The 15,108-nt window shown below is 38.1% G+C and carries 16 protein-coding genes; 5 read left to right on the plus strand and 11 right to left on the minus strand.

The annotated features are described in order from the left end of the window. Window positions 1-9: 9 nt before the first annotated feature. The 4 genes from AA637_RS01930 to AA637_RS01945 form a co-directional block, all read right to left on the minus strand. A complete protein-coding gene (locus AA637_RS01930) occupies window positions 10-639 on the minus strand; it encodes a DedA family protein (RefSeq protein WP_446684513.1) in 630 nt (209 codons plus the stop codon). Window positions 640-765: 126 nt separating this feature from the next. Next, a complete protein-coding gene (locus AA637_RS01935; RefSeq protein ID WP_446683655.1) occupies window positions 766-2,061 on the minus strand; it encodes a glycosyltransferase in 1,296 nt (431 codons plus the stop codon). A gap of 112 nt (window positions 2,062-2,173) precedes the next feature. After that, window positions 2,174-3,223, minus strand: a complete 1,050-nt coding sequence (locus AA637_RS01940) for a glycosyltransferase family 4 protein (RefSeq protein WP_446683656.1) — start codon at window positions 3,221-3,223, stop codon at window positions 2,174-2,176. 52 nt (window positions 3,224-3,275) lie between these two features. Continuing rightward, window positions 3,276-4,052: a M15 family metallopeptidase gene (locus tag AA637_RS01945; protein WP_446683657.1), complete on the minus strand. Its 777-nt coding sequence runs from the start codon at window positions 4,050-4,052 to the stop codon at window positions 3,276-3,278. Window positions 4,053-4,170: 118 nt separating this feature from the next. Between AA637_RS01945 and AA637_RS01950 the strand changes: the two genes are divergently transcribed. Beyond that, a complete protein-coding gene (locus AA637_RS01950) occupies window positions 4,171-4,917 on the plus strand; it encodes a DUF2232 domain-containing protein (RefSeq protein WP_446683658.1) in 747 nt (248 codons plus the stop codon). Window positions 4,918-5,006: 89 nt separating this feature from the next. Here the strand turns inward: AA637_RS01950 and AA637_RS01955 are convergent, their stop codons facing one another. After that, on the minus strand, window positions 5,007-5,960 hold the full coding sequence (locus AA637_RS01955) for a hypothetical protein (protein ID WP_446683659.1): 954 nt from the start codon (window positions 5,958-5,960) through the stop codon (window positions 5,007-5,009). 117 nt (window positions 5,961-6,077) lie between these two features. Between AA637_RS01955 and AA637_RS01960 the strand changes: the two genes are divergently transcribed. Continuing rightward, a complete protein-coding gene (locus tag AA637_RS01960; protein WP_083260506.1) occupies window positions 6,078-6,362 on the plus strand; it encodes a YggT family protein in 285 nt (94 codons plus the stop codon). A gap of 1 nt (window position 6,363) precedes the next feature. Here the strand turns inward: AA637_RS01960 and AA637_RS01965 are convergent, their stop codons facing one another. The 3 genes from AA637_RS01965 to AA637_RS01975 form a co-directional block, all read right to left on the minus strand. After that, entirely contained in the window at window positions 6,364-6,804 is a 441-nt protein-coding gene (locus AA637_RS01965) for a hypothetical protein (RefSeq protein ID WP_446683660.1), read from the minus strand. Window positions 6,805-6,872: 68 nt separating this feature from the next. After that, window positions 6,873-7,415, minus strand: coding sequence for a GIY-YIG nuclease family protein (locus AA637_RS01970; protein WP_446683661.1), 543 nt, complete (start codon window positions 7,413-7,415; stop codon window positions 6,873-6,875). A 77-nt stretch (window positions 7,416-7,492) separates the two neighbouring features. Beyond that, window positions 7,493-7,843 carry a hypothetical protein gene (locus AA637_RS01975; protein ID WP_446683662.1) on the minus strand — a complete coding sequence of 117 codons (351 nt, stop codon included), beginning with the start codon at window positions 7,841-7,843 and terminating at the stop codon, window positions 7,493-7,495. A 312-nt stretch (window positions 7,844-8,155) separates the two neighbouring features. Between AA637_RS01975 and AA637_RS01980 the strand changes: the two genes are divergently transcribed. Further along, window positions 8,156-8,893: an RNA methyltransferase gene (locus AA637_RS01980; RefSeq protein WP_446683663.1), complete on the plus strand. Its 738-nt coding sequence runs from the start codon at window positions 8,156-8,158 to the stop codon at window positions 8,891-8,893. A 270-nt stretch (window positions 8,894-9,163) separates the two neighbouring features. Here AA637_RS01980 and AA637_RS01985 read toward each other — a convergent pair whose 3' ends face one another. Together AA637_RS01985 and AA637_RS01990 are read right to left on the minus strand one after the other, a co-directional pair. Beyond that, complete coding sequence (locus tag AA637_RS01985; RefSeq protein WP_446683664.1) at window positions 9,164-9,895, minus strand: DUF502 domain-containing protein; 732 nt, start codon at window positions 9,893-9,895, stop codon at window positions 9,164-9,166. Between the two features lie 90 nt (window positions 9,896-9,985). Beyond that, window positions 9,986-10,789, minus strand: a complete 804-nt coding sequence (locus AA637_RS01990; RefSeq protein ID WP_446683665.1) for an HpsJ family protein — start codon at window positions 10,787-10,789, stop codon at window positions 9,986-9,988. Window positions 10,790-11,082: 293 nt separating this feature from the next. Between AA637_RS01990 and AA637_RS01995 the strand changes: the two genes are divergently transcribed. Together AA637_RS01995 and AA637_RS02000 are read left to right on the plus strand one after the other, a co-directional pair. Then, entirely contained in the window at window positions 11,083-11,622 is a 540-nt protein-coding gene (locus AA637_RS01995; RefSeq protein WP_446683666.1) for a hypothetical protein, read from the plus strand. A gap of 17 nt (window positions 11,623-11,639) precedes the next feature. After that, the gene (locus AA637_RS02000; RefSeq protein ID WP_446683667.1) at window positions 11,640-13,466 is read left to right on the plus strand and encodes a peptidoglycan D,D-transpeptidase FtsI family protein; all 1,827 of its coding nucleotides are present in this window, start codon (window positions 11,640-11,642) and stop codon (window positions 13,464-13,466) included. Window positions 13,467-13,481: 15 nt separating this feature from the next. Here AA637_RS02000 and AA637_RS02005 read toward each other — a convergent pair whose 3' ends face one another. After that, the gene (locus AA637_RS02005; RefSeq protein WP_446683668.1) at window positions 13,482-15,008 is read right to left on the minus strand and encodes a site-2 protease family protein; all 1,527 of its coding nucleotides are present in this window, start codon (window positions 15,006-15,008) and stop codon (window positions 13,482-13,484) included. Window positions 15,009-15,108: the final 100 nt, after the last annotated feature.

Raw genomic sequence — 15,108 nt, forward strand, 5'->3', positions numbered from 1 at the left:
TCGAGAATATTAACTATTAAAACTTTTTTTCTGTTGGTAATATTTGATGAGGAAAGAAGCACCAATCCAAACTCCCACAATGAGTAAACCCAATAAACCAAACTTAGCGATTAATGATACTAATTCGGGTAAGGGAACAATTCTACCCACAAAGTAAGAAAGGGTAACAATCACTGATGCCCAAACCGTTGCCCCTGTAAAGTTGAAAAATAAAAATTTACCGTAATTCATCTCGGTAATTCCTGCAATGGGACCGGCAAAAATTCTTAATAAGGTAACAAAACGCCCGAAAAATATCGCTTTTCCAGCATTCTCATTAAATTTATGCTTGGCGATCGCCAATTGTGTCTCTTCAAGACGAAAAATTCTGGCAAACTTCACAAAAAGTGACCATCCCCCAATCCTGCCCAACCAATAACCACAGTTATCACCGATAACGGCACCGAGAATGGCACTAAATAAAACCCACCAATAATTTAACTCACCGCTACCTGCTAAAAATCCTCCGATTACGGTGATAGTTTCTCCAGGTAAAGGAATACCAGTATTTTCTAGGGCAATACCTACAAAAACTGCCCAGTAACCATATTCTTGAGCTAATTCCTGCATTTGCTCTAATGAGAAAAATTCCATAATGATAAGACTTTTTGATTACTTGACAGATACATAACTTAATTAATCTTAACTCAATGAGAGGGCTTTTAGGGCAAGAAAAACACCCTGATTACTTGATTTACCTTGAATCAGTGCCACGGGATAAGATAGTTATTTTTTCTCAGGAATCGATGTACACATAAAATCAATGATTTCACCATAACGATTTAAATCAGTGGATGAAGGTAAGTTAAAATAATTTAATTCACCACCGATTCTCGTTGCCATGGAGTGAATGGTATGAGTGGGGCGATATTTCATCACCTGTTGGGCAAAGTTAATAATTGCCTCGGCACACATTTTGGGTTGATGATTTTCTTCAAGGATTTTTTTACCTTCTATGCCCATTAGAGCAAATTTTTCGGGATTATTTAAAAAATCATTTAAATGGTGAGTTAAATCTTCTAATTCATGGTTTGGGCGTACAAAAGCCACGGCGTTGGAGTCTAAACTGCCATACCATTCTGTTTGGGATGCTATACTAGGCAAGCTATAACTCCAGAGGTGTAGTTGACTGGCAGAGGCTTCTCCCATGGAAGGATAACGCAGATTGATGGCAAGATTGGCATTATTTAAGGCGTGGTGTAATTCATCGTCACTGACAAAACCATGAAGAGTAATAATATTTTCGAGTCCTAATTCTTGAATTTGGCTAAAGATATAGTCTTCATCCCACATTTCACCGTAAATATGAAGGCGAAATTGCTCTCGACGGGGAAGCATGGCAAGGGCTTTAAATACGGAGTTTAAACAACGATTTTGCCCCATAAAGCCAAACATGATTATTTGATAGGGAGTTTGACTTTTTCGACGATTAATTTGCCCTAGGTTATCGGCAAGGTAAGGTAAGGGAGTGTATCCCGTCATCCAGTGATTTTCTTGGCTCAGTTGTTGATAGGATTCTCTATTATGGGTCATAAGGGCGATCGCACTTTCAAGGGCAAGGGGAGTCATGGGGTATTTATCTGCCATGGTTGCCATGGAAACAAAACCATCTAAAAATTTTTGGGCATTTTCTAATCCTTCTTCCCCATAAAGCTTAAAAACTTGATTAAGATAATTTTTTTTATCGTCTGATAACATATAGAAAAAATCTTGTAATTTGTAATCATGAAGAATTACTAAACCAGGAGATTTTTTACTAATTTGCCAAATATCGCCATGAAAAAGATGATTATTTCCTAACTGATAAATATTCAAATCTGCCTGATTAATTTCATACCAAGAAATATTATGGGGTTGATAATATCTAATGGACATATAATCATTTAACTCACTCTGCCAAGAATCTTGACTTGTCCAGACAGTAACTTTTACAAACTCTTGTAATAAAGGAACTATTTTACAGGTATATTTACCAATTTCTGTTTTGGCAGGGGGCAGGGGAGAAAACCAATTTATTTTCATAGTATTAAAAATGAGAATAATTAAATTATCTTTACTTTTAAATAGGGCATTTTATAGTTTAGATAATTTTTTTTAGAAAAACTTATTGTAGAAACACAATATATTAAAAAAACTAACAATTAGTTAATTTATTAACAACATTAGTCCAAGTAATATCTAATTCTTGATAATGTTTTCGTGCATTTTTGCCCAAGTGAGAAGCTAAACGATGATTTTCCCATAATTGATCCATTGCCCTAGCTAGAGCAAAAGAATCTGGTTTTGTAACAACCCCTGTTTCTTGATCTGTGATAAATTCTAAAGGGCCTCCAGAGTCGGTACAGGTGATAATAGGCTTAGATGATAACATCCCCTCTAAGGTTACATAACCATAGTCTTCATCGAGGGGAGGATAAATAACCCCCATAGATTCGGCATAGTATTTGATTTTTTCAGCTTCGGAAATTTGACCCACAAAAATCGCTCTATGGGTAATGTCTAATTTTTCGGCAATTTGTTTTAATTCATTTTCATATAGTCCGTTATCAGATGAACCTGCAAACACTACTTTGACAGGATTACGGGTTTTGGAGATCGCCTCTAGGACTAAATGTTGTCTTTTTACCAAATTTAAACGACTAGGGAAAAAGAAGTAACCTTGAGCCTCCTCACAGGTAAAAGTATCAGCATTTTTAGGAGGATGATAAAGGGGAATAGAATCAAGCCCATTAAACTTTTTCAATCGGTTTGCCACATTTTGGGAATTACTAAAAATTTGACGACATTCCCCCAAAGCCTTTGTATCCCCATTAATAATCGTTTCTCGAAACTGCACCGCATCGGAATTATGTACCAAACCACCAAATTTTTGTTCCCAAAGATCATATACATCCCTATGTTGATGCAATAACCAAGCTACCTGATTAGGATGACTGTTAAAATAAGCAGGAAACTTGAGAGGAATAATCAAATCAATATTTCTGCCCGAAAAAGTAGAAAAATCAAGAAGACGAAATATAAACATTAAATCTAACATTCGCTGGGGAGGATGAGCTTCAAAAGGAAGGGCAACTATTTCCGCACTATGTCCATGATTTCGTAAGGCTTGAACTAATGACTCGGCATGAATTTCCGCCCCTCCTCGGATAAAAGGTACTTGAACAGTGGTAACTAATATGTCCATCTAATCTGATTATTATTTATCTTGTCGGCTAAACTGAGCATCAATATTACCATTATCTTTGATTAAGGGGAGTTGTTAATTCTCTGACTCGGTAAAAAGTTTCTAAGCTATGGCGATCGCCCACAAAACGCCAGTGCCAAGGTTCATAACTGATACCCTGTAAGTTATCTCTGGGAAAAGAAAGCTCAAAACTGTAACGAGAAGCATTAGCCTCTAACCATCTATAAGCGGCAGTATTTTCAAAACTTTCTTGTAAATTGGTACTAGGGTTATTACCATCGCCAATATCCACCGCATAGCCCGTATGATGCTCACTATGGCCTGGAGGAGCGCTCACTTCTGCTCTTTTTCTTGCGTCCTGATTTCTTTGCTCTTTTAGTTCAAAAAATAAATATTCTTGGTCAGAAATGGATCTAAATCCTGAAATGGGGTTGAGAATAATTCCTTGGTTTCGAGCATCCCTAACCATGGCATTAAATCTCTCAGCGGCTGCTTGTCTCAATTGAATGCCACCATCAGTATTAATAGCTCTTAACTCTGATTGAGGGGCTTCTTCATAGGCTATATGCCCGAGGATATTTTCGGGAATGGTTACTTCTTCTATTTCTTCTTGTGGAGGTTGAATTTCTGTTTCTTGAACCACTACAGGCTCTGAACTAGGGTTATTTGTAATACCATTGATAAAGAAAGAAATTATGGTCACTAACAATATACCCCCCATAAACCAGATTATATATTTCTGGACTAAAGGGCGATCGCCCGAAAAAACTTTTTTATTACCCTTAGAATTAGAACTGGTATCTCTTAGGGCGGTAGGGATTTCATCCATAAACCTAATAACCTTTGATTTTCTTACCTATTGTATCGATTATTTGGCAAATCTTGATTACTAAACATAATGCTATACTCAAAAACAAGAAAACACACCTTTAAATCTTGATACTCATTTGTCTAATCCAAACTCAGATTCCCCCCTAGATATTGACGAGCAAAACTGGGTAGATGAAATAGATGACTCTACCGACAGTGCTTTTACCTATAGCCCCTATCAACCGCCCCAAAAAAACTACAACGTCAGTCCCAAAACCATCGCCTTAGTAGAAAGTGCCTTTTTAGCTAGTACCGCTAGTTTAATTTGGTTAATTGATTACTACTTCCGCCTAGGCCCATTTTTGAGGATGCTATACCCGTTACCCATCGCCCTTGTTTATATGAGAAGGGGCAGACGGGCATCAATCATGACAACCATCGTCTCAGGTTTATTACTAAGTATTTTAATGGGTCCCCCTCGCAGCATCGTTTATATAATTCCCTATGGTTTAATGGGTATTCAGCTAGGGGGAATGTGGCGAAATGGTTCTAATTGGCACCTCTCTTTACTTACAGGGTCAATTATCGGTAGTTTTGGCTTTTTCTTTCGTTTTTGGCTTTTTTCCATCCTACTAGGGGAAGATTTATGGATTTATGTTATTAATCAGATTACAGGGTTAGCCGATTGGATGTTCTTACAACTAGGTATTCTTTCTCAACCAAGCCCCCTCATAATTCAGTTACTTATTCTACTGGTGGTATTTGTTAACAATCTCATTTATTGTTTTACCGTCCATCTCGTCGCATTATTAATGTTGGATAGACTGAAAAACCCCATTCCTCGCCCTCCCCAGTGGCTCAAGGTTATTTTGGATTATGAATAAGGATTATATCTGGCAAAAATGCAAAGAAATATTGTTATGTAGGTTGAATTTTATGGATCAAAGCAACCTACTCTTTTTTCAAATCTTATCTAAAGACTGTAGCCATTATTTCTTAAAAAAGTTTCTAAATTAGTAATAAAATCATTACTAAAATAACCCGTGGCGGTATTATCAATTTCCATACGTCTTTGTATCAAGGATTTTGCGCTGTCATATTCCCCCAACAAACTTTTTACCCCTGCATAGGCCGCCATATAGCCAAAATATTCCACATTTTCCTCACCGCTACGCTCAATTACCGTATTCCATAAACTCTCGGCTTGTTGTCTCAGATGACTAGGATTTTGTTGGGTAACATCTTCTAATCCCGTAGGAGTAAAACTCATAATCCTTCTGGGTGCAGCGGAGGCGGCCCCTGAGCTAAATTGATAGCCAAATCTGCCATCAAAGGCAACGGCTTCGAGGATTCCATTGTTATTGATGTCTTCAAAGTTGAAACAAGCGTTAAAGCCGTGGGGGTTTTGTCTATCTACCTCGGAAACATTAAGGTTAGTGGCATTGATTCTAATGGCACCAGAGGGGATATTCTCATCGAAAACTACCATGTTGTTAACGGTACAGTTGTTAAAACCATTGCCGTAGGTGACGTAGTCAATTAGTAGGGAAGGTTTTTCTTGATTATAGAAGGGTAAAAGACTAACGGTAATGCTGGTAGAAATGCCAATAAATTCGTCAATGGCAACAGTGTGGTTTCTACCTTGGTTGTCCAATACTTCGATACGGGAGTTATTTTTATTATTTCCCACATCAAATTTTAGTTGATAAGTGCCAGAATCATGGGTAATTTCTTCTTCAAATTGACAACCATTCGCACCGCTAGGAAAAACACTAAAGAGTGATTTGTCATGGGTGTTGTCGGTTACGGTGCATTCTTCTATGTCACGATATTCTGGGGACTGTGCTAGGGTGGATTTCCCGAAAAGCAGAAGGGCAAGAAGGTTATAAAATAGTATTTGTGAGCATAAAGTTATAGATTTGTGCATGGTCAATGGTTTTTTATGGTTGGACAAAATCTCTTTTTTTACTTGTCATAATAATTTCGGGTAAGATTAGAAAGTAAATAAAATTATTATAGGAATTTTAATAGTTAGGAAAAAATTATGTCTAGTGTAAGTTATTTAATTGTTAATACGGTTGTTAATTTTATTCAATTATATTTGGTGCTAATTTTCGTCCGTATTTTATTAAGTTGGTTTCAAACTGCCGAATGGGCAGGGAAAGTTATTTCTTTTTTAGCACCAATTACAGATCCTTATCTTAATATTTTTCGTTCAGTGATACCCCCCTTGGGAGGCATTGATTTTTCAGCTATTTTGGCTATTTTTGTTTTACAGTTAATTCCTGGACTTTTAACTTCTTTGGTTCGCACTGGCGGTGGTTTTTAGTTTAGAAGGAAGGATAAACGCTACTGGAAAATCCTGTGGCTTTAAACTGTTTTAATTTAAGGGGAGTGGGTTGATTTGAGGGAACACTGATTCTAAGTTCAAAGTCGCTCACTCCAGGGGGTACTTCTGGTAATGCCCCTAAACGAGTTCTATTTTGTAAGGCTGGTTCGTTATTTGCGTCGTATATTCTCCCAAATACATCAGCATCATAGAGGGTTTTTCCTGATGTGTTGTTGGTTTTTCCTGTAACAAGATAACAGGTGGCTGGTAAGGCACTACCCCCACTGGTGACGCTTCCTTCTCCTACTCCTTCGGGACAGTCTTTGTAACCAATGTCGGTGATTTTTATTTGGATTAGGGCTTGGGCTGGCCTAGGGGCGATCGCACTTATGCCTAAACAAAAGATAGTAACAGTTAAGATAATAAAAAGTTTTTTGAACATAAAATATTTTTAAATGAAAATTAAGATCCATTTCATGATAACTCTAGTTAGGAAGTAGCGACATTTCGTTAAATTTTCAAATCTAATAAGCCATCTTCTTTTAATTTAGGGTTAAAACGCACTTCAAATTTTACACCCCGTTCATCCAATTGATTTTTAATAATTTCCTCATATCTACGGGCTACTTTTTTGAGCAGTTTAATTTTTCCCAATTCATCCAATGAATTATACTGCTGTTTATCGTCATCATTCATGGTTGTCTTTGTGTCAATGGGTTGAGTCCATAAACCTTCGTCTTCCCCATTACCTGACGGTGTCGAGCCATTTTCCTCTAGCCACTTTTGTTTAATTTCTTCGAGGATACTACGACTAGGACGCTCAATTACATGATATTTCAACCAATAACATTTATCAGGTTGTCTAATTAAATGTTGTTTGAGACTCAATAATAAATTACGAGAATAGCCAATATATTCTAGTTTTTTGTAATAATTGAAAATAGCATACAAGCCTATTTTTCCCGTTAATTTATCATTTATATCTCCATTATCATTCAAATAAGAAATATATGGTAAGTTACTTAATACAATTTGTTCTATGTTATTAATCATTTTAAAAGTTTAATAAAAAATCAGCTTTTAGTTTAATCAAATAAAAACCAAAAACTGATTTATGGTGACAAGAAATATTACTTATTTATTTGCGAAGCAATATCTTTAAAAAGTTTAAGACTACCGCCGGGGCGACGACGAGCTTGGGGAACATCATTACTGATATATTGCCCTGCAAAGTTGGTATTTTCTGCGGGGGTACTATTATCAGGATTAGGGGTACTATAATTTTTAATAGCTTTTACCCATTCAGGTTGATCGCTGTAGCTGTTTACAGAGGTTTTGGGGGCAGATGGTGCTGATTTTTTAGCTTGATCTTGGGTAGTTTCGGGAGCTTTTTCCGAAGACTCCACAACAGGGGTTTCGGGAGCTTGATCTTTTACTTCTACTTCTAAAAAGTATTTAGGTTGACCTTTTTTTTTGGACAAAATCTTTTTTAATACCATGATTGCGTGGGATATATTTTGTTAAAAATTGATGATTTATTCTCTATGTAAGGAGGTTTTTCCCTATACCTAAAAATATATCAGAATATGTCACACTCTACAATTTAATAATGATATTGATTCTTTACTTTCTTTGGAGTTGAGCTATTTTGGACTATGAGTAATTATACGCATATATTTTTAATAAAAGTTATGGTTGATTTAAGTTTGAGGGCAGAATCTAATTGACAATAAATCAGAGGTAATTGATAATAAACAGGGAGTATAAAAGGGGCAAATTAGGAGTTATCTTTAATGAGTTTTGGTGATGAGGTCAAAATTGTATTGGTTGAACCTGCCGGAGAGCGTAATATTGGTTCTATTGCACGGGTTATGAAAAATATGGGTTTAACTTATTTGGTGTTGGTAAATCCTCAGGGTGACCATTTGTCCGAAGATGCTCAGGTTATGGCGGTTCATGCTACGGATATTTTAGAGAAGGCTTTGGTGGTGGAATCTTTGCCCGATGCTCTCAAGGATTGCCAAAGGGCGATCGCCACTACTGCCCGTCCGAGGGGAATCCCTACCAAGTTAGAAACTCCGAGGGAAGCGTTGCCATGGTTAATGGAAAAAAATATATCCTCTGCTCTAATTTTTGGTCCTGAAGATAGAGGATTGAGTAACCAAGAATTGAGCCATGCCCAGCGTTTTATTTGTATTCCTAGTAACCCAGCATATCCCTCCCTCAACCTTGCCCAAGCCGTGGGTGTGTGTGCCTATGAACTGTATCAACACTACCATGAACAAGCTAACCCCCAAGAGGTGGAAGACACCCCAGAAATGGCTTCCCTGGAGGCGATCGAAGGATATTATCAACACCTAGAATCTGTTTTACTAAAAATCAACTATCTCTATCCCCACACAGCACCCACCAAAATGGAAAAATTTCGCCGCCTGATAAATCGAACCAAACTACAACCCCAAGAAGTAGCTATGCTTAGGGGAATATTACGCCAAGCCGAATGGGCTATCAAGGAGCGTCCCGAAAATTGAGGAAAAAAAAACCGACAGCGATGTCGGTAAAATCTTTGTTGTCATATAATCTTGAGGAAACCTTTGTAACGATTATCCAAGTCGTCTTTAGATTTCTTTACATTTAATTGTAACAAAAAGTACATATTTTGCCAATGTAGTTGTCATCGTTCCCTCAAAATTGTTCAGCATAAACAAAAAAATACTCATTAAAAAAGGGCTTTAGCCCTTATAAAATAAAACGATTACCCACACAAAATAGATTTTATCAGCCCAAAAACATTTAAAAGGTTAACCCATATTATTTTCTGGGTCTAAAGTTACGGGGGTAGGGGGAGTAGAAACTAGATTTTCTTTGGTTTTAACATTTCTAGATCTATTAACGGTCAAAGACTTATCGTCAGGGCTGACTATTCCTCCAGAAATTAGAACCTTAAAAGCATCTTCGATGGATATAGGAATAGTTTTAACCTCATCCTCTGGGGCGATGACATACCAGCCAGAAGTAGGATTAGGAGTAGTAGGTACAAATACACTAAGCATAGTTTTCGGAAAATTGCCCTGAATAACTGTACTTACTTTTCCTGTGACAAATCCCATGGTCCATAATCCTTTTCGGGGATATTCAACCAATACGACTCGGCGAAATTTCGTTTGGGAATCTTGAAATAAAGTTTCCAGAATTTGCTTCAAAGTTTTGTAAACTGAACCAGCTAAAGGAATAGCTTGAAGAATTCTCTCCCCTACGTCAAGTAACCATCGTCCCGCAATATTACGAGCCATCAAGCCGATAATCATGATAAACACTAGGGGGACGGTTAAACCGACGGCAAAATTGAGGAAGTTGGTTAAAAGGGGATTGAATCCGTCAAAAGGGTTAATTTGCTTCGGTATTCTGGTAAGAAATTTAATCGCCCAGTTAGCCATTAGATAGCTCAACCAGATGGTGGTGGCTAGGGGAATGACCACTAATAGACCAGCGATTAAATCATTTTTTAAGTCTTGTTTTATGCGTTCTAACACAAACTACCTACTTATTTTTTGAGGGTTATTTATAAATGATGGTATGAATCCATTATTGATCTTCCATTATCCACTTTTGCTTATTTAGTGTCAACTAGAGGGCTTTCTAGGACTTCCATACATAGAGTTTTTAATCCCTAGCCAACCGAGAACAATATAACCCACTGATAACATAAAACTGTTTATTCCTGTGCGTAGGGTTTGTCTGAGGGCTTGGGTTTGCGCTCTTTGTTTTTCTTGTCTTTGTAAGTCTCTTAGTTCGGTTTGTAAACGGGTTCTGGTTTCTTCTAGTCTAGCTTCTAAGTCGCTAGGGCTTTGGGATAATGTTAGTAATTCTTGGAGTTGATCTCTTTGGGAGGTGATGGCTTGTAATTCTTCTGGGTTTAGTTGTCTTCCTTGAATGTTGCCGCCGCTATCGATAACTTGGTTTCTTTGTTCAATTTCTGATTGGATTTGTTGGGGGTTACGGGCGATCGCATCTAACTGCTCAATAAAACCCTGAATTTCTTCTTCTTGGGCAGAAGCTCTTTGATCAATTTCTTGAATAAACTGGGCGCTAACATTACTAATATTGCTCAAATGAATAGGTACTAAAAGCAAGAAAAGTAAGCCCAAAAGACTAGAAATAATAAATACAGGTAATCTAACCGCCTTTGAAGGGGGAGCAGAATTAGGGGTATTATCAGTTATCCACCATCCGAGTACCAATAAACTAACCGCCAAGAGGGGTACAACCCCCCGATCAACAATGGTATTCGTAAAATCGATCTGCCAGTTCCTATTTGACAATTGAAGGGGGATAGCAAGAAATAAATAGTCAATCAAAGCAGAGACTAAGATAATAACCCCCACTAACTTCAGTGCCAAAGAGGTAAAAGTTGTAGTAATTTTCATAAAATTTTACGTAAGTATTTTTTAAATTAGCTAATATTATCATGGCAGAGCATGAACTGCCATGGCAGAAAAATTAAAGATATTCCCAGGAGAATATAGTTTTTGTGATTACATCAGTAACCTAACAGAAACTAATTTTAAAGTAAGGGATTTCGTCCAATTTGGAGTATTTCCTTAAAATATTGATGTGAAAGCCGTAAACTTCTCCATGGTAAAAAAATCATCAAAAAAAAGAATAATCTTTGATATATTTGCTAGTATTAGTAAGTTCAATTTTAATCGAGAATAGATGTATGTTAGCTCCTGATAGACCTTCTCCACGAAAACCATTGAGTTCTATTAAACAGAGGAATTATGTGAGTTCTCAATCGGTGACTTATTCTAGGGAAAATACAGTAAGCACGAAAAAGATTAAAAGTCGGAAAAGGTCAGATATTAAACCCGTTGTCATTACGCCGAAAAAAGTTGAAGTTCCTTTTTGGTTAAAGTGTTTTAACTTTGTGACCCATACATCCAGCGGGTTCTCGATTATCACCGTCATCGGTTGTTTTGTGGTTTATGGTTTAACAGTATCAGCCCCTAGTGAATGGACAAAAAAATATGGCAATTTACAAGAGTTGCAAAAAAGAGAAAGACAACTTATTTTTAATAATGAAGTTTTGAAAAATCAGTTAGCCGAAGAAGCGAATGAAGCAAATTCGGGGTTAGTCACTCCAGATTTAAGTCAATCTCCTGTTTTTTTACCTCAAACTGATGTCGAACCTTTGCCAAAAGAAGAGCCTGTGATTTCTTCTCCTAAAAAGATTGAACCTATTTTTCCCATCGCCTATTAATTTTTTTGTATGGTGTAATGAAGTTTTTGAAGCCTAATTTTTTAAATGCCCTTGATTCTCCTACTTTCAGAAAAAAAAACTCTCGCCGAGTTAAGTCTCACAAGGTCAAGAGAGGAAATTTCACTCTGAGAAAGTCATGGGGAAGCGTCGTCCGAATTATTTTGGTTTGGCTTGTGTTAATCATGGGCATGGTGGGCATTGGCTATCGGCTTTATCATTTGCAAATAGTTAAGGGTCAAGAATATTTTGATAGGGCAGAAGGTCAACAAAAGACCAATTTAAGACGTTATATTCCCAGACGTTCTATTATCGACTCTGATGGTCGTGTAATCGCCTCGGATCAACTGGTTTATGATGTGTATGCCCATCGATTATTGTTGGAGAAAGATATTAATAGTGTTGCCCGAGATTTAGCACAGATTATTCCTGAGTTAGATGTGAATGGTTTAGTGCAAAGAATTAATGCCCAAGAAACAGGGGTAATAGTTGCTCGTAATTTAACGGAAAATCAGGCTGATCGAGTCAGGGGTTTGGGTATAATCGGAGTTGATTTGGACCAACGTTATAGTCGTTTTTATCCTCAGGATGATTTATGGGCTGATGTGGTCGGTTATGTGGATATGGATCATAATGGTCAGGCGGGGATAGAGCATAGCCAAGGAGATTTATTGCAAAGGGATTTATCTTCTCCTGAGGTTCGGGGAATGCTTCAGGTTAGGAGGAATGCCCTAGGCTCAATTATCCCTGCCAGTTTACCAGATAAGGCGACTGAGTTGGACGATCTCAGTGTTAAGTTGACGGTGGATTCTCGTTTGCAAAGGGCTGTACGCGATCGCCTTCGGGTACAAATGGATCAATTTAAGGCAAAAAAAGGAGCGGTAATTGTTTTGGATGCTCAAACGGGGGGAATATTAGCCCTTGCCTGTGAGCCTACTTATAATCCGAATAATTATTCTGCTTATGATTTTGCTTTGTTTAAAAATTGGTCTGTTACGGATACCTATGAACCTGGTTCAACCTTTAAACCTATCAATGTGGCGATCGCCCTTGATGAGGAAGTTATTAACCCTGATTCCTATGTATCGGATCCCGCCCAAGTAATGGTGGATGGGTGGCCCATTGCCAATGCTTCACGGACAGGGCTAGGTAGGGTAACGATTACCAAAGCCTTGGATGTTTCGAGTAATACTGCCATGATTGATATTATGCGTCGCATTCCTCGCTCTCGTTATTTTGAGAGGTTGGAGGAGTTGGGTATCAATGAGCGCATGGGCTTAGATTTGCCTTTTGAGGGGGTCGGTTTTCTCAAATCAGAGGAAGTTTTTACCGCCCGAGATATTGAAATGGCAGTATCTTCTTTTGGTCAGGGTTTATCCCTCACACCGATGAAACTGGTACAAATACAAGGGGCGATCGCCAATGGTGGTAAATTGATCACTCCCCATGTAGTAGAAGGTTTAGTGGATTCTAACGGTCAAATTCAAGTTTATCCAGACATAGAAGAAACGCAAGTATTTAAAGAAAGTTCTGCCGATGCCGTGGTGAAAATGATGGAATCAGTGGTAAAAAATGGTACCGGTGCCGCTGCTCAAATAGAAGGTTACAATATTGGCGGAAAAACAGGAACCGCCCAAAAACACGATGGTAGAGGACGATATTCTACCACCGCGCGTATTACTAGCTTTGTCAGTATTTTACCCACCGACAACCCCCGTTATGTAGTCCTTGCCGTCATAGATGAGCCCCAAGGGGACAGTCTTTTTGGCTCTACTGTGGCAGCTCCCATCGTCAAAGATGTAATGAAATCCTTGATCCGCATTAAGGGAATACCTCCTAGTAACTAGGGTATTTTTTCCCTCTTAAAGGTTCATCCACTGGGTGATAACGGGAGGCACAGGTAAAAGAATAAAAACCAGTAGCAGTAAAGACACTAACCCCAAAAAGTCCCTAGTATTATCCAACTCCGTAACATCATTGAGGGCAGGTTGATCGGCGATGGGCATAAAAATCAAAATGATTGCCCACAACAAAAATTCAGGACGAATAAAAGCAAGGAGAATGACCAATAAACGGGCAAATTGCCCGATCGCCACGGCTTTTCCTTGCCCAAACATGGCATGGACGATATGCCCCCCGTCCAGTTGTCCCACAGGCATCAGATTCAGGGCAGTCACGATCAAACCAATATAACCAGCCACCGCCGCTGGATGTAACGCTACGGCATCTCCAGTCCCCAATTCAGAGCCAAAAATTATTTTACTAATTATGGCAAAAATCATCGAAAAGCGGGGGTCTAGGGCAGTAAAGTCGAGCATACTAGCATTTTCTGCCATGGGTACCACCCTAGAAAAAATCAAACCCCAAACTAACACGGGAATAGTCACTAGAAATCCGCCCACAGGGCCTGCTAAAGCGACATCAAATACAGCTTTACGGTTTGGCATGGGAGATTTAATGGAGATAAATGCCCCAAAAGTACCGAGGAAAAAGGGCAAGGGGATAAAGTACGGTAGAGTAGTTTTGATACGATGAAAAACGGCAAAAAGATAATGGCTTAATTCATGTACTCCCAAAATACCTAGTAAACAAAGACTGTAGGGTAGTCCTTGGAATACTAAACTAAAGTTATTTTCTAATTCTTCCACGGTAACGCCACTTATTTCTGCCCCAATGATGGTGGTAGTAACTAAGGTTAACAGTAAAAGGGCGATCGCAGTTAGGGGTTTAGTTAATTTTTCAGGGGCTTGTTTACTCTTGTTTTCCTCAGAATACGGATTCGGCACGAGGGCAAAAAAAGGTTTTCCCTGCATCGTTTCCTGAAAAACCACCAAAAATCGATCCTGAAATACCCTTTCTAAATTCTTCTTTACCGTAGGATAAGCCTTTTCTGGTTCAGTGCGCAACTTGCCCACACAGACGATAGCTTGGGGTAGATAGTCAATTTTTTGTAGATAATAAACCCCCCAAGGGAAACAATCTTTGAGGGCTTTTTCCTCCTCCGCATTAATAGGGCGTTTAACATTCTTTTTACTCAGAAAAGGTAAATTATCGGGATTAAAGTCTGGGGAATCTTGTTTAGTCATAAAATTGAGAGGTTGTGATAGCTGAGAATCCTTCTTTTCTTTTTCTTCTTTGTGCTTCGGCTTTCCTTTTTGAATTAACCAAATGTAGATAATGGGGGAAATAATCAGAGGTACATAAATTAATAAAGCAGGGGGGTTACTTTCTCCTGGGTTTAATAATTGCCATATCAACCAGATAAAACTAGGAATCATCAGGGCAAACCACAACAACAAAGGAGGGGTATTTGTTATCTTAGTTACGGTGCGATTGATGACAAAGTAAACAAAAATACTTAATAATAGAAAAAGAACGATTGATTCCATTTTTTACCTACAGTAACGAGTCTATCCTGATTGTTTAGGATACCTCTATATAACTACAATATGGGATTGACAATCACCACATCCAGAGGACTATTTAACC

This window comes from Cyanobacterium sp. HL-69, from assembly GCA_002813895.1.
Lineage (GTDB): Bacteria > Cyanobacteriota > Cyanobacteriia > Cyanobacteriales > Cyanobacteriaceae > Cyanobacterium.

Excerpts from the sequence above, each read along its gene's own strand:
- AA637_RS01945 (WP_446683657.1), bottom strand. The coding sequence starts at position 4,052 with ATGGATGAAATCCCTACCGCCCTAAGAGATACCAGTTCTAATTCTAAG.
- AA637_RS01970 (WP_446683661.1), bottom strand. The coding sequence starts at position 7,415 with ATGATTAATAACATAGAACAAATTGTATTAAGTAACTTACCATATATT.
- AA637_RS01955 (WP_446683659.1), bottom strand. The coding sequence starts at position 5,960 with ATGCACAAATCTATAACTTTATGCTCACAAATACTATTTTATAACCTT.
- AA637_RS01965 (WP_446683660.1), bottom strand. The coding sequence starts at position 6,804 with ATGTTCAAAAAACTTTTTATTATCTTAACTGTTACTATCTTTTGTTTA.
- AA637_RS01940 (WP_446683656.1), bottom strand. The coding sequence starts at position 3,223 with ATGGACATATTAGTTACCACTGTTCAAGTACCTTTTATCCGAGGAGGG.
- AA637_RS01960 (WP_083260506.1), top strand. The coding sequence starts at position 6,078 with ATGTCTAGTGTAAGTTATTTAATTGTTAATACGGTTGTTAATTTTATT.
- AA637_RS02000 (WP_446683667.1), top strand. The coding sequence starts at position 11,640 with ATGAAGTTTTTGAAGCCTAATTTTTTAAATGCCCTTGATTCTCCTACT.
- AA637_RS01980 (WP_446683663.1), top strand. The coding sequence starts at position 8,156 with ATGAGTTTTGGTGATGAGGTCAAAATTGTATTGGTTGAACCTGCCGGA.
- AA637_RS02005 (WP_446683668.1), bottom strand. The coding sequence starts at position 15,008 with ATGGAATCAATCGTTCTTTTTCTATTATTAAGTATTTTTGTTTACTTT.
- AA637_RS01935 (WP_446683655.1), bottom strand. The coding sequence starts at position 2,061 with ATGAAAATAAATTGGTTTTCTCCCCTGCCCCCTGCCAAAACAGAAATT.
- AA637_RS01990 (WP_446683665.1), bottom strand. The coding sequence starts at position 10,789 with ATGAAAATTACTACAACTTTTACCTCTTTGGCACTGAAGTTAGTGGGG.
- AA637_RS01995 (WP_446683666.1), top strand. The coding sequence starts at position 11,083 with ATGTTAGCTCCTGATAGACCTTCTCCACGAAAACCATTGAGTTCTATT.